This window comes from Paenibacillus sp. XY044, from assembly GCF_002257645.1.
GTDB lineage: Bacteria > Bacillota > Bacilli > Paenibacillales > Paenibacillaceae > Paenibacillus_AQ.
Genome location: NZ_NQMO01000014.1, coordinates 61,265 through 80,637, shown reverse-complemented (window position 1 = coordinate 80,637; position 19,373 = coordinate 61,265). Strand labels below are relative to the sequence as shown.

The 19,373-nt window shown below is 54.6% G+C and carries 17 protein-coding genes and 1 riboswitch; of the genes, 5 read left to right on the top strand and 12 right to left on the bottom strand.

The window, feature by feature from the left end:
• Positions 1–247: 247 nt before the first annotated feature.
• A complete protein-coding gene (locus CJP46_RS33400) occupies positions 248–433 on the top strand; it encodes a hypothetical protein (RefSeq protein WP_094599931.1) in 186 nt (61 codons plus the stop codon).
• Positions 434–515: 82 nt separating this feature from the next.
• Here CJP46_RS33400 and CJP46_RS33395 read toward each other — a convergent pair whose 3' ends face one another.
• Positions 516–2,141 carry an ABC-F family ATP-binding cassette domain-containing protein gene (locus CJP46_RS33395; RefSeq protein WP_094599930.1) on the bottom strand — a complete coding sequence of 542 codons (1,626 nt, stop codon included), beginning with the start codon at positions 2,139–2,141 and terminating at the stop codon, positions 516–518.
• A 282-nt stretch (positions 2,142–2,423) separates the two neighbouring features.
• Here CJP46_RS33395 and CJP46_RS33390 point away from each other — a divergent pair, with 282 nt between their 5' ends.
• On the top strand, positions 2,424–2,798 hold the full coding sequence (locus tag CJP46_RS33390; RefSeq protein ID WP_094599929.1) for an OsmC family protein: 375 nt from the start codon (positions 2,424–2,426) through the stop codon (positions 2,796–2,798).
• 105 nt (positions 2,799–2,903) lie between these two features.
• Here the strand turns inward: CJP46_RS33390 and CJP46_RS33385 are convergent, their stop codons facing one another.
• The gene (locus CJP46_RS33385; RefSeq protein WP_094599928.1) at positions 2,904–3,887 is read right to left on the bottom strand and encodes an MBL fold metallo-hydrolase; all 984 of its coding nucleotides are present in this window, start codon (positions 3,885–3,887) and stop codon (positions 2,904–2,906) included.
• A 449-nt stretch (positions 3,888–4,336) separates the two neighbouring features.
• Between CJP46_RS33385 and CJP46_RS33380 the strand changes: the two genes are divergently transcribed.
• Both CJP46_RS33380 and CJP46_RS33375 read left to right on the top strand, forming a co-directional pair.
• Positions 4,337–5,473 carry a virulence factor gene (locus CJP46_RS33380; RefSeq protein ID WP_094599927.1) on the top strand — a complete coding sequence of 379 codons (1,137 nt, stop codon included), beginning with the start codon at positions 4,337–4,339 and terminating at the stop codon, positions 5,471–5,473.
• Positions 5,474–5,602: 129 nt separating this feature from the next.
• A riboswitch (Lysine riboswitch) is annotated at positions 5,603–5,810 on the top strand.
• Between the two features lie 131 nt (positions 5,811–5,941).
• The gene (locus tag CJP46_RS33375; RefSeq protein WP_094599926.1) at positions 5,942–7,399 is read left to right on the top strand and encodes an amino acid permease; all 1,458 of its coding nucleotides are present in this window, start codon (positions 5,942–5,944) and stop codon (positions 7,397–7,399) included.
• Between the two features lie 130 nt (positions 7,400–7,529).
• On the opposite strand, the gene CJP46_RS33370 is transcribed toward CJP46_RS33375, so the two are convergent.
• From CJP46_RS33370 to CJP46_RS33360, 3 genes are all read right to left on the bottom strand, one after another.
• Positions 7,530–8,054 carry a hypothetical protein gene (locus CJP46_RS33370; protein ID WP_094599925.1) on the bottom strand — a complete coding sequence of 175 codons (525 nt, stop codon included), beginning with the start codon at positions 8,052–8,054 and terminating at the stop codon, positions 7,530–7,532.
• Between the two features lie 123 nt (positions 8,055–8,177).
• Complete coding sequence (locus CJP46_RS33365; protein ID WP_094599986.1) at positions 8,178–9,320, bottom strand: transglutaminase domain-containing protein; 1,143 nt, start codon at positions 9,318–9,320, stop codon at positions 8,178–8,180.
• A 255-nt stretch (positions 9,321–9,575) separates the two neighbouring features.
• Positions 9,576–10,226 (bottom strand): bifunctional 4-hydroxy-2-oxoglutarate aldolase/2-dehydro-3-deoxy-phosphogluconate aldolase, encoded by a 651-nt coding sequence (locus CJP46_RS33360; RefSeq protein ID WP_094599924.1) that lies wholly within the window; start codon positions 10,224–10,226, stop codon positions 9,576–9,578.
• A 256-nt stretch (positions 10,227–10,482) separates the two neighbouring features.
• Between CJP46_RS33360 and CJP46_RS33355 the strand changes: the two genes are divergently transcribed.
• Complete coding sequence (locus tag CJP46_RS33355; RefSeq protein WP_094599985.1) at positions 10,483–10,680, top strand: hypothetical protein; 198 nt, start codon at positions 10,483–10,485, stop codon at positions 10,678–10,680.
• A gap of 266 nt (positions 10,681–10,946) precedes the next feature.
• Here CJP46_RS33355 and CJP46_RS33350 read toward each other — a convergent pair whose 3' ends face one another.
• From CJP46_RS33350 to CJP46_RS33320, 7 genes are all read right to left on the bottom strand, one after another.
• Complete coding sequence (locus tag CJP46_RS33350; RefSeq protein WP_089549838.1) at positions 10,947–11,180, bottom strand: glutaredoxin family protein; 234 nt, start codon at positions 11,178–11,180, stop codon at positions 10,947–10,949.
• A gap of 87 nt (positions 11,181–11,267) precedes the next feature.
• Complete coding sequence (trxB, locus tag CJP46_RS33345) at positions 11,268–12,209, bottom strand: thioredoxin-disulfide reductase (protein WP_076176148.1); 942 nt, start codon at positions 12,207–12,209, stop codon at positions 11,268–11,270.
• A 282-nt stretch (positions 12,210–12,491) separates the two neighbouring features.
• Positions 12,492–14,456, bottom strand: a complete 1,965-nt coding sequence (locus CJP46_RS33340; RefSeq protein WP_094599984.1) for a heavy metal translocating P-type ATPase — start codon at positions 14,454–14,456, stop codon at positions 12,492–12,494.
• A gap of 346 nt (positions 14,457–14,802) precedes the next feature.
• Positions 14,803–16,101 (bottom strand): hypothetical protein, encoded by a 1,299-nt coding sequence (locus CJP46_RS33335; RefSeq protein ID WP_143813072.1) that lies wholly within the window; start codon positions 16,099–16,101, stop codon positions 14,803–14,805.
• Between the two features lie 314 nt (positions 16,102–16,415).
• A complete protein-coding gene (locus CJP46_RS33330; RefSeq protein WP_094599922.1) occupies positions 16,416–17,711 on the bottom strand; it encodes a homocysteine synthase in 1,296 nt (431 codons plus the stop codon).
• 208 nt (positions 17,712–17,919) lie between these two features.
• Positions 17,920–18,510, bottom strand: coding sequence for a permease (locus CJP46_RS33325; RefSeq protein WP_094599921.1), 591 nt, complete (start codon positions 18,508–18,510; stop codon positions 17,920–17,922).
• Positions 18,511–18,629: 119 nt separating this feature from the next.
• Entirely contained in the window at positions 18,630–19,259 is a 630-nt protein-coding gene (locus tag CJP46_RS33320) for a TetR/AcrR family transcriptional regulator (protein ID WP_094599920.1), read from the bottom strand.
• Positions 19,260–19,373 lie beyond the last annotated feature (114 nt).

The following is a 19,373-nucleotide window of genomic DNA, read 5'->3' as shown; positions in this document are numbered from 1 at the left end:
CTGCTACGTTGGAACTGTCTTCCAGTTCCTTGTTTTCACGATCCGCCTAGCTGCCCATGACGGTGAACGAATTTCCCGAATGGCAGCAGGCGGGCATTTACCGTTTCTACCCTAACAAAAGGAGCGGTGCGGTTCCAGAGAAACATGGGCTGCTTCGGGTTAAGCGGTTTTGTCTCTTCTATCTCTTGTGGGGAGCCGCAAAAACAGCTAGAATAAGGACACAACCCCAAAGGGAGGGACCCTACCCATGACAGAGAACCAGGACGCCAAGAAAGTCAATTTGGCCGACGCGATCCGCGCGAAGCTGGAGCAGAAGAAGCAGCAGGACAAAGGCGCCAAGCCCGGCGGCTTCCAGAGCAATGCTCCTCACGCGATGAAGAGTCAGAACACGAAAAAGCCGAACAACCAGCGCCGCCGCACCGGCGGATCCTAAACAAACCGCAGGCTTTCGAGAAAACAAAGAAAAGCTGCCATCCCGGTTCAGGGAATGGCAGCTTTTTTCATGGCATGAAGCTTTACGCTTCCTGCGGATACATTTTCTCGCGCAGCGCCTTGGTTTCATCGTTTTCCAGGTACTCGTCGTACGTCATGACCTTATCAATAATCCCGTTCGGCGTGATTTCAATAATCCGGTTGGCGATCGTCTGAATGAACTGATGGTCATGCGACGTGAACAGGATCGTGCCGTCGAAATCGATTAGCCCGTTGTTCAGCGCCGTGATGGACTCGAGGTCCAAGTGGTTCGTCGGCTCGTCGAGCAGCAGCACGTTCGCGCCGTTCAGCATCATCTTGGCCAGCATGCAGCGCACTTTCTCTCCCCCGGAGAGAACGCTCGCCTTCTTCAGCGCTTCTTCGCCAGAGAACAGCATCCGGCCTAGGAAGCCGCGCAGGAACGTCTCGTCCTGATCTTTCGAGAATTGGCGAAGCCATTCGACCAGGTTCAGGTCTACTCCGTCAAAATACTCGGAGTTGTCCTTCGGAAAATACGCCTGTGTCGTCGTGACGCCCCAGGAGAACTCGCCCGCGTCCGGATCCGCCTTGCCCATCAGCACTTCGAACAGCATTGATTTCGGCAGTCCGTTCGGGCCGACGAAAGCGATCTTGTCGCCTTTGTTCACGACAAAGCTCAGCTCATCCAGCACCTTCTCGCCTTCAACGGTCTTCGTGACGCGGTCTACCGTCAGCAGCTGCTTGCCTGCTTCACGCTCCGGCTTGAAATGAAGGAACGGATATTTCCGGTTGGAAGGCCGGATATCGTCCAGCGTAATTTTATCCAGCTGCTTCTTCCGGGAGGTTGCCTGCTTGGATTTGGAGGCATTCGCGGAGAACCGCTGAATAAAGGCCTGCAGCTCCTTGATCTTCTCTTCCTTCTTCTTGTTGGACTCACGTTGGAGCTCCAGCGCCAATTTACTGGATTCGTACCAGAAGTCGTAGTTACCCACGTACAGCTGGATTTTGCCGAAGTCGATATCCGCGATGTGCGTACATACCTTGTTCAGGAAGTGACGGTCGTGGGATACGACGATGACGGTGCCTTCATAGTCCATCAGGAAGTTCTCGAGCCACTGAATCGATTCGAGGTCCAAGTGGTTGGTAGGCTCGTCGAGCAGCAGGTTGTTCGGACGTCCGAACAGGGCCTGCGCCAGCAGGACGCGGACCTTCTCGTTGCCGCTCAGCTCCACCATCTTCTTGTCGTGCAGCTCACGCGGAATGCCGAGGCCGATCAGGAGCGCAGCCGCGTCAGGCTCGGCGTCCCATCCGTTCAATTCGGCGAATTCGCCCTCAAGTTCACCCGCACGAAGTCCGTCTTCTTCGGAAAAGTCCGCTTTCGCATACAGTGCATCCTTTTCCTTCATAATGGTATACAGACGGCCGTGACCCATGATGACGGTTTCCAGAACCGGATATTCGTCGTATTCAAAATGGTTCTGCTTCAGCACCGCGAGGCGTTCGCCCGGTGTCATGTGAACATCGCCCTGGTTCGGCTCGATTTCGCCGGAGAGGATCTTGAGGAACGTCGATTTGCCGGCTCCGTTGGCGCCGATCAAACCGTAGCAGTTGCCTGGCGTAAATTTTATATTTACATCTTCAAAAAGTGCGCGTTTTCCGTAACGGAGTGTCACGCCGCTTGTACTGATCATGAAGTATTACCATTCCTTTCGCTAGTAGGCTTCAGCACATTATAGCATAAATCAACGTGCGATCGAAGCCCATTTCCTAATAGAAAAACGAAGAAGATCCTGCCGTCCGCCCAAGCCCCGGGTATTCCTTCCCCTACCCGGACGTTTGTCCTATTATTGCCTATCTCTATCAATATAATCGTTTTTATCTATTTCTATTCCCGTTCGCTCTAAGAGATAATCGAGTGGACCCCAAAACGGAAGGATGAGGGGACGAACATTCCACATGAGAGGTGAATGCCCTTGGTAACTTCCACTAGCGGACGCGAGCTTTATTTGACCGAGCTCTCTAATGGTACAGCGGCTATACAAGCCGATGTCACCCCCGATAAAGGCGGCAGCGGCAAGCACTTCCGTCCGCATGACCTGATTGAGGCCGGTTATGCGGCCTGCCTGAACATCACGGCACGAATGGTGCTGGACCGGCTGAACCTGCCCTATGACGAAGTCCGGGTTACGGTCGAACTGGACCGCAAGGAAGAAGCGACGGCATTTCATTACCGCATCGACATCTCCGGTGAGTTGGAAGAAGCGTCCAAGCAAATGGTCCTCCGCTTAGTACGGGAGTGCCCGGTATACAAAACGCTGTCTAAACCGTTGGAATTCCGCATGGTGTAAAGTCCGTGCAAAAAAACACCGGAAAGAAGCCGGCCGTTCCGGCAGCCTTTCCGGTGTTTCGTATGAATCCATGACTGGACGCATCCGTTCTCCTCCGGTATCCGGCTACCGCCGCTCCGGGTGAATCAACAGCGTCTCCCCGTAGTGCATCACTCTAATCCGCTCCTCGCTCAGTCCGAGACGGATGCGCTCTGCCTCCATCCGGTCCAGCGCCTCCCGGGCCGTGTCGTCGGCCAGGCGGAACGTCCCGTAATGCATCGGAATCATCATCTCGGCCCCCACATCCTGAAAAGCCTGCAGCGCCTCCTCGGGATTGACGTGCTGCGACGTCATAAACCACTCGGGCTCATACGCCCCGATCGGCATCAGCGCCACATGCAGGTTGAAGCGCTGGCCAATCTCTTTGAATCCGGCAAAATACCCGCTGTCCCCCGCAAAATAGACGTTGGGCGGCAGCAGCGTTTTGCCGTCTTCCGCTGTTCCGGGATCGGCTTCCCCTGTCTCATGCGGCTCCAGCACAAAACCTCCCCAATGCGAAGTGTTGGTGTCAAACGGCGTGCGGCGCGTCCAGTGCTGCGTCGGTACGAAGCTGATCTTCACGCGGCCGATCACCAAATGCTCCCACCATTTCAGCTCCCGGCAGTTGTGGAACCCTTTGCGGACCATCTTCCCGCGGAGTCCGACCGGAACGATCAGCGTCGTGCCCGCCCGGTACAGCTTCCGGATGGAAGCCAGGTGCATATGGTCATAGTGGGAATGCGATATAAGAATAACGTCCACCGGCGGCACATCATCGATCAGGAGACCGGGCGTGCCGATGCGCCGCTCAAAACCCATTCTTTTGGCCCAGACTGGGTCTGTCAAAATGTTGAGGCCCTCATACTGGATGAAAAAGGTGGAATGGCCGATCCAGGTAATCGACGTATCCTGACGGTTGCCGTGCAGGTAGTTCAGATCCGGCGGCATATTCGGGATTTGGTAGCTGTAGTCCTTTTTCTTCTGCCGCCGCTCCTGGCGCCACTGTCTGAACTGCTTCAACGTTTTATCCGTGCTGACATTATCCATGTTATTGTAGCGGATCTTCGGCAAGAGACCTCCTCCTTCCCGGGTGTAATCGCTGTTTACTCCATTTTACCCGATCCGAAACCTCGTGTACCACACGTAGAAAATGCCCGGGTGCGCCCTTTCGTTTCAATTCTCGTCTGTTGTTTTTTCAGAGTCTATGACTTATTCGTCATGCAGGTCAGAGTAATGAATGATGTACAGCGCCAAAAACATGATGGTCACGACGACGATCAGCATCGGTGCGAAATAAATGGTGAGAATCACGAGGAAGTGCAGCCCCTTCTATGCAGCTTAGGTAACCTTTTAGTCATTGTAGTCTTCCCATCCATTTTCTATCCGCGGCAAAAGGTTTATGTTTGGGGGCAAAGTGAGGTAAACTGTAGTTTAGATAGATGATTCAATCTATACAAGCATGAGATTAATTCATTTTTTCAATAGTAAGAATGATTGAAAAAGAAGGAGGTCTTTTACCTGTGAAAATCAAATTTATCGAGCCAACGCCGAGTCCGAACTCTATGAAGCTGCATTTGGATGAGAGTCTGGAGCCCGGTATCCGCAAAACATATACGCTTGACAATGAACGATCCGCCCCGGCATGGATCCGGGAGATGCTGCATATCCAAGGGGTCAAAAGCGTGTTCCACACCCTCGACTTTGTCGCATTGGAACGCCAGGGCAGCGCGGACTGGTCCGCCATCCTCGGCGAAGTACAGGAGCGGTTCGGTCAGGAGGGCCTTGCGAGCCAGTTTACGGAAGAAGACGCGGAAGCCGGCAGCCATTACGGCGAGGCGGAAGTGTTCGTGCAGTTTTTCCGGGGCATCCCGATGCAGATCCGCGTGAAGTCCGGCACCCAGGAGGTCCGCCGGGCGCTGTCCGACCGCTTTACGAAAGCCGTGATGGAAATCACCGCAGCGACGATGATCAAGGAGCGTAAGCTGAAGGATTATGGCGTCCGCTATGGGGAGCTGGAGGATATCGCCGGCGAAATCGAGCAGGAGCTCGAAGCGGCATTTCCCGAGGATCGGCTGAAGAAGGTCATCGAGCAGGCGATCGCCCACGGCGCCAGCGAGAGCGAGTTTGAAGAGGAACGGCGCGAGCTGAGCGATGCCGAGCTCGCCGAAGCCATGCACAGCGCTGATTGGAAGGTTCGCTACGCTGCCCTGGACGGCATGCAGCCGACCGAGGAACGGCTGCCGTTCATCCGTCAGGCGCTGCATGACGAGAAGATGCAGACCCGCCGCTTGGCGGTCGTCTATCTGGGCGATCTGCGCACGCCGGAAGCGATGGAGCTGCTGTACGAGGCGCTGAAGGACAGCTCACCGACCGTCCGCCGGACGGCGGGCGACACGCTGTCCGACATCGGCGATCCGGCGGCCACGCCGGCGATGCAGGCGACGCTGAAGGACAGCAGCAAGATCGTCCGCTGGCGCGCCGCCCGCTTCCTGTACGAAGTCGGTACGGAAGAAGCGCGCGATGCCTTGGAGGAAGCGGTGAACGATCCCGAATTCGAAGTGAGCCTGCAGGCGCGGATGGCCTTGGAACGCATCGAATCCGGCGAACAGGCCGCAGGTACCGTGTGGCAGCAGATGGCCAAGCGGAGCCGCTCCTGAAGCTTGCAGGGAACGGCTCTCCCAGGTTCCAGCATTAACCATTGTCTTTTCCCGGTGCAATAAGTTACTATGTTACGTGTTCAATACATCAATACAAAGAAATATGTAAAAGATAACCTCATCCGTCCAAGGTGAGGTAGAGGTTGCGGAAGCGATGAGTAGCTGTTCCGAGGCGTAAGAGCCGCCGGTGACGGACAGCGAAGGGCGCCTTCCGCCGAAGTGTGCGAACCCGCTCTACCGGTTGGCATGCTGGGTCTGTTCTCCGAAAGGGACAGAACTGTCACGGCGTTCCTTCCTTCAGCAGGAAGATCGGGCGCTGTGATGAGCTATCTTTCATGGAAGCACGGGTGCGGAAGCCATAGAGTCATTTATAGGGACCGCGGGTACTTCATACCTGGGGTCCCTTTTTGGTTGTTCCCCTTCCACTCCATGAAGTCATATTCATATTTGAAGGGATGATTTCTTTTTATGCGTTCAAAAACACCGGTAACGGCACTCAAACAGAGCCTGAAATCCCGGCACATGACGATGATCGCCCTCGGCGGCTCCATCGGAACCGGGCTCTTTCTGGCGAGCGGCAGCGCCATCTCCTCTTCCGGACCAGGCGGAGCGATTCTGGCCTATGCCGCCGTCGGCCTGATGGTATATTTTCTGATGACGAGCCTGGGGGAAATGGCCACCTACATGCCGGATTCCGGTTCGTTCAGCACCTACGGCACCCGCTTCGTCAGCCCGGCCTTCGGGTTTGCCGTCGGCTGGAACTTCTGGTACAACTGGGCGATCACGATCGCGGCCGAGCTGTCCGCGGCGACCGTCATTATCAAATATTGGTTTCCGGACTCTCCCTCTTTTTTATGGAGTCTGCTGTTTCTGGCCATCATGTTTGCCCTGAATATTTTATCGGCCAAGGGCTACGGTGAATCCGAATACTGGTTTGCCATTATTAAAATCGCGGTCGTCATTATTTTCCTGGTCGTCGGCATTCTGATGATCGTCGGGATCATGGGCGGCAAGCCGGTCGGCTTCGAGAACTTCAACCTGGGCGGCAGCTCGTTCCATGGCGGATTTTTTGCTTTCGTCGGCGTCTTTATGGCGGCGGGCTTCTCCTTCCAAGGGACCGAGCTGATCGGGGTGGCTGCAGGAGAGAGCGAGAATCCGCGCCAAAACGTGCCGCGTGCCATCAAACAGGTATTTTGGCGGATTCTGATCTTCTACATTTTGGCGATCATCGTTATCGGATTCCTGATTCCTTATACGAATCCGAACCTGCTGAAGAGCGATCTGAACAATATCGGCGTCAGCCCGTTCACCTTGGTATTCCAAAAGGCGGGTCTGGCCTTCGCGGCGTCCGTCATGAACGCGGTCATTCTGAGCTCCGTATTGTCGGCGGGCAACTCCGGCATGTACGCCTCCACCCGCGTGCTGTATGCCATGGCCAAGGACGGCCTGGCACCCAAATTTTTGAGCCGGCTGAACAGCCGCGGCGTTCCCGTGTACGCACTCTTGATCACCACGGCGATCGGCATGCTGGCATTCCTGGCCTCCCTGTTCGGCGATGGGGTCGTGTACAATTGGCTGCTGAACGCCTCCGGCATGTGCGGCTTTATCAACTGGCTCGGCATCGCCGTCTGCCACTACCGTTTCCGGCGGGCTTTCATCGCCCAGGGACATTCCCTGGATGAGCTGCCCTACCGGGCGCGCTGGTTCCCGTTCGGTCCGATCTTTGCCTTTATCTTGTGCATCATCGCGATCCTGGGGCAGAACACCGGCGCGTTTACCGGCAGTAAAATCGACTGGTACGGCATTCTCGTGACGTATGTCAGCATTCCGCTGTTCCTGGCCGTATGGTTCGGGTACAAGTGGAAAAAGAAAACCAAGCTGACCCCGCTGGAGCAGTGCGACCTGACCAGCCACGATCCGCGGTGACGTTAATCTGCAAATAAAAAGGAGACTCACATATAACAATGTGAGTCTCCTTTTTGTGCTGTTGGCCTTTGAGACAGTGTCCTTAGGGAAGTCGGCAGAACCACTAAATGAGATCAACCTATTTTTCAGATCATTTCTGGGGTAATATCTCAATGTTCTCATCAATCGACATATTAGGATCTAAATAAAAAAAGTAAATCCTGCCGTCCTTTTTTATCGAAGAGGCGGGATCTTTAATATTCCCATGAATTCTAATCTTAACAGACTGGTATTCATCTTTGTGAGCACTTACTGATCCGCCCCATACAGGAATTGTTTTACCAGCGTTATCTATATATAGAGGTTGGTAACTTTTCAACAAAGTAATATTAGGCGAGCTCTTTGAAATTGAAACATCTCTCGAATAATAATACTTCGACCACAGTTTCCCTTCCCTTTGCAGGGTCATTATTCCAGCAGGTTCCCCTTTCTCCATAATAAAATAGTGACGAAAACTATTGCTATCAGCAGACATGACTACATTGCTCTTTGTGATTCCAGCACGTAAAAGAATTCCGGAGGGGATATTTTCGAAGTAAAAAATTCCGTACAAAAACACGATTCCCACTATAACAATACCTGTTATTATGCCGGATTTTATTCTCTGCCTGGTCATAATGCACCCATCCCTAAAAATTATAATGTAGTTGGTGCGTAAAAAGACCCCTCCTGCAAGCTCCTGAGCTTTGCAGTGAGGGGCCTTCTGCTTCGTTCTGCCGAACCTCGCCCATGCTTTTGCCTATTTCCAAGTGACGTAAATTCGCAGGTCCTCCGTCTCATCCAGCGGGCTTTGCGTGTATGAGATCGAGCTTACCCCAAGCCGGTACAAATCCTGCAGGGCGCCGAGCAGCTGCTCCTTGTTCCCGTGGAACCGGAAGAGCAGCGAGCGCCCTCCCGCGGCGGCCACCGGTTTGGCCTTGGCGCTGAGCTGGGCGGACGTCGATACGATCTGTGCCGGATCGTACAATTGGTACTCGAGCTGTTCCTGCAGCTTCTTGTAAAACGCCAGATGGCTCCCTCCCTGCCGGATCAGGCCGGACAGCGTGTCACGGTACAAGGTTACGGCAGCGGGATAGGTTTTGGTCCAGGCATGGTCCTTCCTCATCTGCGCATCCGTGCGCAGGTAATAGCCCGTACCAACTTCACCGGCCTTGTCCGGAGCAGGATCATCCCAGGTCGTGTCCAAGTGGTACCATTTGCCGTCAAGAAGCACCAGATTCCAGGCGTGCAGCTGGCTCACGCCCGTATCCCTCGGAGCGGCGGTTCCTTCCACGATTTTATTCGGAATTCCGGCTTCCTTCAGCATCTTGTAAGTCAGCAGCGAATACCCCTGGCAGACCGTGCTGCCCGAGCTGAGTCCGTCATAAGCGGTGTATTTCTGAAGGGTCATATCGTATTTCAAATGGAGCACTACCCAGTCATGAATCGCTTTGATCTTCTCATGATCGTTCATGCCGGGCCGGATCAAGCTGCTGAGTACCGCCTTCACCCGCTGGTCAACGTAAGCCGTCTGCACAGCGGTTTCCCGGTAGCGGAGCTGCACGCTCACCGTGGCCGATTTCGAGCTGCCGCTGTAGGAGTAGCCATAACTTTCGATCGTATAATTGATGTAGGGATCGCTCTCCAGCGCCTGTTCGAGGGCGCTCTTCAGCTGGCTCTTGAGGGTTGACGTCTTGCCCTGGTACACAAACTGAATCTTCTCCAGGCGCTGATTCATGGCGGCCAGCATCTTCGCCTGAATCCCGTCTACGGTCGTGACCACATTCCCCGGAGAGGTCGTGGCCGCATATACCCTTTCCCAATCGATGCTCGGGGAAACAGCAGCGGCGGCCACCGTTCCAAAGAGCAGCACCGCGACGAGCGAGAAGCGCTTTACAATCATATGGCCCCCTCCCTTCCTGACCATCATGCCGGTCCACACCCTTACCGCTTCCGTCATCCCATGGCCGAACGAGCCCATCCGTACATGAAAATGGCCCTTCCAAATGACTCTATTCCGGCCATGGGCAAGTTATGACACATCCAGCTTCTACACTGCTTGTGAACGGCTGGCGGCGGCTTGTGAACGGCTTACGAACGACTTCCAAGCGGCATCCCGGCTGCCTGCACTCGGCTTAAAGCACCACCTGCCGTTCCATTACTTATCCGTTTTTTTTCGGGCGGCCGCTCGAACAAACGCCGCGGCCCGTTCCCGGACGGCCTCGTCATTCCCCGACTCCAGCTCCGCTCTGGGCAGCAGCGAGCTGCCGATACCAACTGCGCACGCCCCTGCTTCGAAATAATCGGCAATATTGCCGATCGTTACCCCACCTGTAGCGATCAGGGGAATATGATCCAACGGCGCGCGGACCTCTTTCAAATAGCCGATCCCCAGGCTGCCCATCGGGAACAGCTTAACCGCACGGGCACCGGCCTCGTAAGCGGCCACAATTTCCGTCGGCGTCATGGCGCCTGGCCACACGTCGATTCCCTGCTCCAAAGCAAAGGAGATGACGGCTTGATCGACATTGGGCGAGATGAGAAACTGCGCTCCGGCCTGAACCGCCTCCTTGGCCATCGCCAGATTCAATACGGTTCCGGCGCCTACACAGGCTCGTCCGTCGTAAGCCGAGCGCCAGTCTGCTATCATGTTCAGCGCCCCATCGGTGTTCAGCGTAACTTCCATCAGCCGGACGCCTCCGGCGACCAATCCCTCGCCTGCCGTCTTGGCCTGATCCCGAGTGATGCCCCGGACAATCGCGACCAGTCTTGCGGACAGCAGTTCTTGCAGCTCTTGTGATGTATGCATCGTTTTCAATCCCTCCGAATCTTTTTTCTAGTATATTCGGAATTTACAGGCATTTTCCTTCCCAGACATGGCAATTCGGCAAGATCCTCTCAACCTTCCGTTTTTTCGACCTCAGGAAAAGATTTGACGAAAAATCGACGAATTTTTGCCCCGAATCTACGTAGATGCAGAGCGGGTTTCGTATATAATAGAAATGCTGATGTTTTTGGACGTTGATAAATCCGATGACTTTACCTTAGGAATGGAGAGATTGTCCGTGACTTACGTGGATATTTCCAATATATCGGTCGAGGTATTCGTGACCGTGCTGCTGTTTCTTCTGATCATCGCACCGCTGTTCAGCCTGGCCATTCTGCGCTTTTTTCAAGGCCGTCCCAAGGCAGGCTTCACACTCATCGCTACGGGCATTATCATTTACTTCGTGCTGCAGCTGATCGGGAAGCTATTCTTTTGACAGCGTTTTTAAAAGCAACAAACACAAGGGATACCCCAGGGATGGCCCGGATCGCGGCCTGCCTTTGGCGGTCATCCCTTTATTTTTTTCGCCGCCCCATGAAAAAAAGGCCGCCCCGGCGGCAGCATCTCTGCTCCCGGGACGACCCTTCAATCAGCGGTTATAGATAGATGGAACTAAAGTATTGCATTAAATTCCCTGTTATACGGTCTAATACGGCATTTAACTTTCATTTCTTTAGTTCATTCTATATAGAACGAAACAGATTATTGTTGATTCAAAAACTTCTCGAACTGAGTCGTGTTCATGCCCAGCACGCGGTTCTCGCCAATGACGGTCAAAGGAACGGCGCGAACGCCCATGTCCCAGACCTGCTGTGCATACTCATCGTTCTGCTCGATATTGCGTTCTTCGAACTCGATGCCCTTGTCGGCCAGGTATCCTTTCACCTGACGGCAGTGCGGGCAGTTGGTGCTGGTATATACAATCACTTTATCCATTGCTAGAGGTCACCTCGTATTGTGAAAATGTCGTGTATGTCAACAGGCTCTTGCGCCAGCCTGATCCTGATCAGTCCAAACCATCCATTACAGAGCGACTGCGCTGTGCTCCAGGCTTTCAATATACTTCTCGCAATCGATCGCTGCCATACATCCGCTGCCGGCTGCCGTAATGGCCTGTCTGTAACGGGTGTCCTGAACGTCGCCGCAGGCGAAAACGCCCGGGATGTTCGTTTCGGTCGTTCCCGGCTGCACAACGATGTACCCGTTCTCGTCCAGCGTAATTTGGCCGCCCAAAAATCCGGTATTCGGGTGATGACCGATGGCAACGAACACGCCGCTTGCTTCGATCAGTTCCTCTTCACCCGTCTCGTTGTTCAGCACTTTAAGGCCTTTCACGCCGCGTTCATCAGCCACAACTTCAAGCGGAGTACGGTTAAGTGCCCATTCGACCTTCTCGTTGGCACGAACACGGTCCTGCATGATCTTGGAGCCGCGCAGCTCAGTGCGGCGGTGTACCAGCGTCACTTTGGACGCAAAGCGTGTCAGGAAGCCGGCTTCTTCGAGCGCGGAGTCACCGCCGCCGACCACGATAATTTCTTTACCGCGGAAGAAGAAGCCGTCGCAGGTCGCGCAGGTGCTGACGCCGCGGCCGACATTCTCCTGCTCCCCGGGAATGCCCAGGTACTTGGCGGTAGCGCCAGTGGACAGGATCAGCGTCTCGGTTTCGATATGGCCGATGCCTTCCACGTCAAGCTTGAACGGACGCGCGCCCAGCTCCACGTTGTTCACCCAGCCCGTGCGGAATTCAGCGCCGAAACGCTCCGCCTGCTTGCGCATATTATCCATCAGTTCCGGTCCCATAACGCCTTCAGGGAATCCCGGAAAGTTCTCAACTTCCGTCGTCGTTGTAAGCTGGCCGCCCGGCTGCGGCCCTTCAATAATCAGCGGACTCATATTGGCCCGTGCCAAATAAATCGCTGCCGTCAATCCGGCAGGTCCTGTCCCGATAATTACGGATTTATACATAGGATCTCCCTCCAAGCTTCCCGTTCCCGGTGCATCGTCCCTTAGCGGGATCGTCCGGGATCTATTTATCATTTAATTTAAAATAATTATTATCTGATAATCATTATCATACATTTTTCATAAGATGTCAATAGATTAAGTATACATGCCTTTCACCTGAATTGTGAACAATTTAATTTTTACAAATCATTTAACGATTTCCTGCCACACACAAAAGGAACCTCCGATACTCCTTCGGAGGTTCCTTCACTTCTATACATTGCTGCGGCCTCAATCCTGTGCTTACCGCAGCAGACGGAGTCCGTTCAGAATGACAAGGATCGTGCTTCCCTCGTGGCCGACCACGCCAAACGGAAGGGCGATGCCGGCGGCAAAGTTGCTTACCATCAGCAGCAAAATCACCGACACGGCGAACACCATGTTCTGCTTGACGATGCGCCGGGCGCGGCGGGCGAGCGTAATCGTCGAGGCGATCTCCTCGATGTTGTCGTTCATCAGAACGACATCCGCCACCTCGAGCGCAGTACCGCTGCCGTTCATTCCCATGCCCATACCTACGGTGGCCGTAGCCAGTGCGGGCGCGTCATTCACGCCGTCCCCGACCATGACCACGTGGCCGTACTGCTCGCGCAGCCGTTTCACATGGTCCACCTTCTCTTCAGGCAGCAAATCGGCAAAGACGTAATCAACGCCAATGCTGCTGCCGATGGCGTTCGCCGTCAGGCTGTGATCGCCCGTCAGCATCGCGACTTTGACGCCGATCGACTGCAGCTGCTTCACGGCAGCGGCCGCCTGTGGTCGGATCATATCAGCGAGTGCGACCAACCCGGCAATACGCTCCCCGTCCAGGATCACGGACACGGTTTTGCCTGCCGCGTTCAGCTCCTGGCGCTGCCGTAGCCATGCCGCATTCTCGCCGGACGGGTCGGCCTGATCCAGCATATCCGCCTTCCCGATGCGCCAGCGTCTGCCCTGAACCCAGCCTTCCATGCCCCAGCCGGTCAGCGAGGTGACCGATTCCGCCGAAGGCAGCATCGCTCCCTCCTCCTCGGCTTTCGCCACGATGGCTTTGGCCAGCGGATGCTCGGACAGCTGTTCCACGGATGCGCAAATGCCCAGAAGCTCCAGGCGGTCGTACCCGTCCGCGTGAATGAAATCCGTTACCTGCGGCGTTCCGAGCGTCAGGGTTCCCGTTTTGTCAAAAGCGACCACGGACGTCAGCGCCATGTTCTCTACATGCGCACCGCCCTTGAACAGGATGCCACGGCGTGCCCGGTTTGAGATAACGGACAGCATCGCCGGCATAATGGAAGACACCAGCGCGCATGGAGAAGCCACCACCAAAAACACCATCGCTTTATAAAACGAAGTTCCAAAGCTCCAGCCCAGCACAAACGGAGTCAGAAAAATGAGGACCAGCGTCGCCGCCACCACGATACGCGCATAAATGGCTTCAAACCGCTTCATAAAACGCTGCGAATCCGGAACCTCGGTCTCAGCTTCCTCAACGAGCTTCACGATTTTGGCAAAGACGGTGGACTCCGCCGAACGTGACACCTCTACGTAAAGCACGCCTTCCCCGTTCAGCGTTCCGGCAAACACCTCATCACCGGCGGCTTTGTCGGCCGGGACCGATTCGCCGGTGATGGACGATTGGTTCACCGAGGAGCTCCCCTTGTGGATGATACCGTCCGCTGGAATCAGTTCACCCGGTTTGACCAGGACCAGGTCGCCGATGGCCAGCTCCCCGATCGGAACGAGCTTCATCTGCCCGTCCTGAACCCGCAGAGCGGTTTCAGGCTTCAAAGCCATCAGCGATGAAATATCTTTCTTGCTTCGTTCGGTGGTGTAGCTCTCCAATGCTCCGCTTAGGGCGAAGATAAAGATAAGCATCGCGCCTTCGTTCCAGTAGCCGATGCTTGCGGCGCCCAGCGCGGCAGCCACCATCAGCAGGTTGACATCCAGATCGCGCTCGTGGATCAGCGTCTCGATCCCTTCTTTCGCTTTCAGCCAGCCGCCTGCGGCATAGGACAGAATATACAGCACGATCGATACAACGGCCGGAGCGGACAGCCAGCTGGCGGCCCAGCCGCCCAGCATGAGAAGGCCGCTCGCAAGCGCCGCCTGCATCTCCTGATTGCGGATCAGCGAGCGTAAGTCAAAGCGTCCCTTCTTTCCGGGACCGGGACGGTTCAGATTAGCCTGACGCTGGATCGATTGAACAGGAGCATTTCGTATGTTTTCCATGAGTATCACCTTCCAAATGAGAATGAATAGCATTATTAGTCCCCTTAAAATGGCACATGCTGCTCCGGACAAGCCGGAGCAGCATGGTATGCGGATGGAAACAGGCCGTCTCTGACGGACCGTTCTTCCTTCGCGTTTCTTTGTGTTCAATTGAGAATGATAATCATTTTTGCATCAGTACAATAATTTTGTGTTAAGGAAACTTTTAATAATTACAGTATACGCTCCTTCCCATAAAAAGTAAACGGATATACTCCTTTTCGCAAAAAAAATAGGCTTAAAGAACATGGAGCTATGCCCCATCATTCTTTAAGCCCATTGATTATTTATCCTATAAAGCGCCGTCTTACGTTCTTCCCTGCACTGATTTGCGCCTTTGCTCACGCTGCCTTTCCAGGAGCTCCCACTGTGCTGCGGCGAGCCGCACGCCCGGAAGTTCGGAGGACACCGTGCTGACCTCGTTCAATCCCAAACGATATACATACACCAGATCCGCCGGTTTCACCGCTCCGGAGAGGCGAATCCGGATGGCCGGCTTCGTCCGTCGGATGCTGTGCACCAGCTCTTCCAGCACGCTGAACGGAATACCCGCGCTGAGCACTTTTCCCCTCTCCCCTTCGCCGACCAGGTATTCCATCAGCCAAGCCCCTTCATGCTTCCCGTTGATGATGATAAAATCTGCAGACCTGGCGATTTCCGCAGCCGCCGTTTCACGAACGTCCCAATCCAGCATCGCCCCGACCCGGTATCTTAAGGATCTGCGTTGGTGACAAAGGGTTTCTTCGCCGACCCGATCGATAAATTCATGAATCTTATGAAAAGCCTCCCTGTCCTCCGGATAAGGAACGAGCAGTTCCAGACTGCAGTCGATCCTTTGCATCTGGCAGGACTGAGCGGCCCGAAACAGGGCTTCCAGTTGAATATCGCGCAGCATATCAATGTCCAGCGCCGCATCGCCTTTCAGCTTACGGTAATCTTTCAGGCGTCCGGACACGAGGGCCACCGTCAGCGGCGCTCCTTGCAGGCTGTGCAGGAGATTAACCAAATGTCCCTTCCACCGGTTCATCAGCCGCTCCTGAATCTCCCGTCCCCGGCCGTCTTCTTCGAGATCCCGATTCAGCCACTCCGCATAGATTTCCTTCAGATGGCCGGTTCTCAACCACTCTTCTTCCCGAAGCAGAACGAGACCCGCCGCTCCATCCAGACGTTCGTTTTGCCGGTACAGGTAAGGAGCTTCTTCCGTATACACCCGCAAACTGCGCATGGAATCACTCCAATCCAGCAGCATTTCCGGGGTCGTGCCCTCCTCGGGCTTAGACCGGAATTCCTCCGCTTCCTGAAGGATTTCCCCAATCCGCTCGGAATCCGCGGATAGAAGCGCCTTCTCCCTTGTAATTGAGCCGATGGAGGCAAGCTCTACCAGGGATGCGATCTCGGGAAGGGATGCTGCCCTTGCATAGTCTCCGGCATCTTCCAAGTGGGGGGCATCCGTCTGGCGGCCGTCTGCTTCTTCCCTACCATAACGCCGGTCATGAGCGGCCCCGCCCATTTTTCCGCATGCCGGCTGGTGAACCGCTTCCACACCGCAAGGTGCGGGGCAAGAGCCGAATTGGCAGAAGTTGTTCTGACACCGTTCACCCTTCATTTTTGGCTGTCCACCCTCTCTTCAGAGATAAATGAGCTTCCATGTGCGTAAGTCCTATATAGAATGAACTCAAGAAATTCATGTTGAAAGGCTTGGATAAGCCGTTACAACGGGGGTTTTAATTCGAAACTTGAGTTCAATCTATATACCCTACAGAATATTAGCCGAAAGGGCGAAATATACGGAATTTGCGCGGTTCCCCGGAAAGTCTACAGGCAGAGAACCCCCTCTGGTCAAGCGTCATGTTCACAGCACAAAAAGCCGCCTCAAACGAGACGGCTGATCAGGATAAGGACAGGATTTACTTGTATCGCTTAGGCTTGCTGGCTGGCCACAATGGCCTGCTCCAAATCGTGCAAAATATCGTCAATCGCTTCCGTACCGATCGACAGACGCAGCATTTCCGGATTCACTCCGGCAGCCACCTGCTCCTCTTCCGACAGCTGCTGGTGAGTGGTGCTGGCCGGATGGATGATCAGCGACTTCGAATCGCCGACATTCGCCAAGTGGGAGAACAGCTTCACGTTCTCGATCACCTTGCGGCCTGCTTCCGTGCCGCCCTTGATGCCAAACGTCAGAATCGCTCCCTGCCCCTTCGGCAGGTACTTCTTCGCCAGCTCATGCGAAGGATGGCTGGAGAGCCCAGGGTAACTAACCCACTCAACCGCATCGTGGCTTTCCAGGAACTGCGCGACTTTCAGTGCATTTTCGCTGTGCCGCTCCATCCGCAAGTGCAGCGTTTCCAGACCTTGAAGCAGCATCCAGGAGTTAAACGGGGAAATCGCCGATCCCATATCCCGGAGCAGCTGTACGCGCGCCTTGATAATATAGGCGATCGGGCCGACAGCTTCCGTATAGACGACGCCGTGGTAGCTCGGATCCGGTTCGGTCAGCCCCGGGAACTTGCCGCTGGCCGCCCAGTCGAACTTGCCGCTGTCGACGATAACGCCTCCGATGGACGTGCCGTGACCGCCGATGAACTTCGTTGCCGAGTGAACGATGACGTCGGCGCCATGCTCAATCGGACGCAGCAGATAAGGGCTCGGGAAAGTATTGTCCACGATCAGCGGAATCCCGTTCTCGTGAGCAATGGCGGCAACGGCTTCCACATCAAGCACATCCCCCTTCGGGTTGCCGATCGTCTCAGCGAACAGCGCTTTCGTCTTATCCGTAATGGCCGCGCGGAAATTCTCCGGGTTGCTGGCATCGACAAAATGCACCTTAATGCCGAGCTTCGCCAGCGTATTGGCAAACAGATTAAAGGTGCCTCCGTACAGCGTCGAAGACGAGACGATCTCATCCCCGGCGCCGGCAATATTCAGGATGGAGAAGGTGATCGCCGCCTGTCCGGAGGAAACCGCCAGCGCTCCGGCACCGCCTTCCAGAGCCGCAACGCGCTGCTCAAATACGTCGGTGGTCGGGTTCATAATGCGGGTGTAAATGTTGCCGAACTCCTTCAGGGCAAACAGGTTGGCGGCATGATCGCTGTCCTTGAATCCGTAAGACGTGGTTTGATAGAGTGGCACGGCACGAGAAAAAGTCGCAGGATCGATTTCCTGGCCTGCATGGACGGCGAGCGTTTCAATAGATAATGGGCGTTTCTCGGACATAGGTGGATCCTCCTTCATGTGACTGTGGAAAATGATTCCACACGCGAATTTTTTCATATTTTCTCATACTTTGTGAGGTTTGAAAAGAAGCAAAATATTATAAATCCGATAAAGTTTATTGGAATTATTTGTCCGAGAACAAAAGCGCCAAAACAACTAGTGGCCAGGCAGACCGGGAAATCAAAATTTCAGCGAAGCGCAAGTCAGATTAAATACCGATCAGATCTGAAATAAACGATCCCATCAGCAAGACGGCCATTACCGCAGCAGCCCATACCGCTTTGGCAGGTTCTGCGCGTCCCGGCATTTTCGGCGCACTCCGTGCTCTTAATCGCAATGACCGGTAATACATGACCGTACCCACGACAATAAGAAGAACTTCCAAAGCGCCACTGATGAAAGGCCATTTCCATAAGCCGAACCCCATCAGAGGCAGTGACCCCAGATTTCCCGGCAAGATCGGCATGTCGCTCCGGTGCACCAGCAGATCGAGCAGCCAGTGGCTGAAGACCACGCCGCCGATGACCCCCGCACTCCGCTTTCCCCATAGTTTCCATGCCGCAGCGCCGGCAAGCAAGGCGATGATCAGCGCACCGACCAGGGAATGCGTATAGTCTGCATGGATAACGGCTCCGCCGTATCCTCCACCATCCGTTTCTACGGAGGTTTCAATTCCCGTAAGCAGCAGCGGCACAAAAATGACGTCGAGCAGCTGCGTGCCCAGCATGATCGCCCATAGCGGAGTCTTGGGACTTACAGCTTTGACCGCGGCGCCGATTCCAAAATGACCTGCGAACATTTTACTTCCCCTCCTTTCGCGTCGTCCGGCCGATTCGGGAATCCAGCCAGCCGCAGACCACCGTAAACATAAGCATCAGAACGATAAAGCTCATCCATCAACCTCTCCTTTTCGGATCCTTATTCATCCGGCGCGTGTTGCGCACGGAAGCCCAACAGCAAAACCTCGATCGCTTCACGAAACGTGGGAAGCAGACGATCCATCAGTTCCTCGGCCGATTCTTCGGAAAACTGATAAGTGCCCACAATGCCATGGAGCAGATAGAAATAAATTCGGGTGGCCGACAGCAGCCGCTCGCTTCCCTCCGGCAAATCCAGACACTGCTGGACAGCCTGCATCAGCAGACGGAACATCCCGTTGCGGACGTGGTTAATCTCAAGTTCGGGCTCCGCTTCGTCCACCCTTACGGAACGTGCCTCGAAAAAGATGCGGTGCATATTGCGGTGAATCAGGCAAAAGCGGATAAAACCCAGGCTGATTTGCCTCAACGCTTCTTCCGGCTCCAGCTTCCCGGACAGCTTCTCCTCGATCTGAAGCCGCAGTTCCATTAGCGCCGGTATGGACAGTTCGTGAAGCAGCTCCTCCTTATCTTCAAAATAAATGTAGATCGCCGTATGGGAGCAGCCGGCTTCCTTCGCCACTTCCCTCATGGTGACGGCATCGTACCCTTTGGCGGCGAAAAGGCTGCCTGCCGCATTCAAAATGTCTTGTTTGGTTTGTTCGGATCGAACTTGCTTTTTTCTGGGCATCTGGATGTTTGTTCCTTTCCGCCATTATTAAATAACCACTGGTTACTTTAACTGTATGCCATAAATATAACCAACGGTTACCTTTCCGTCAATCCTTTTTTTAAGAGATCAGAA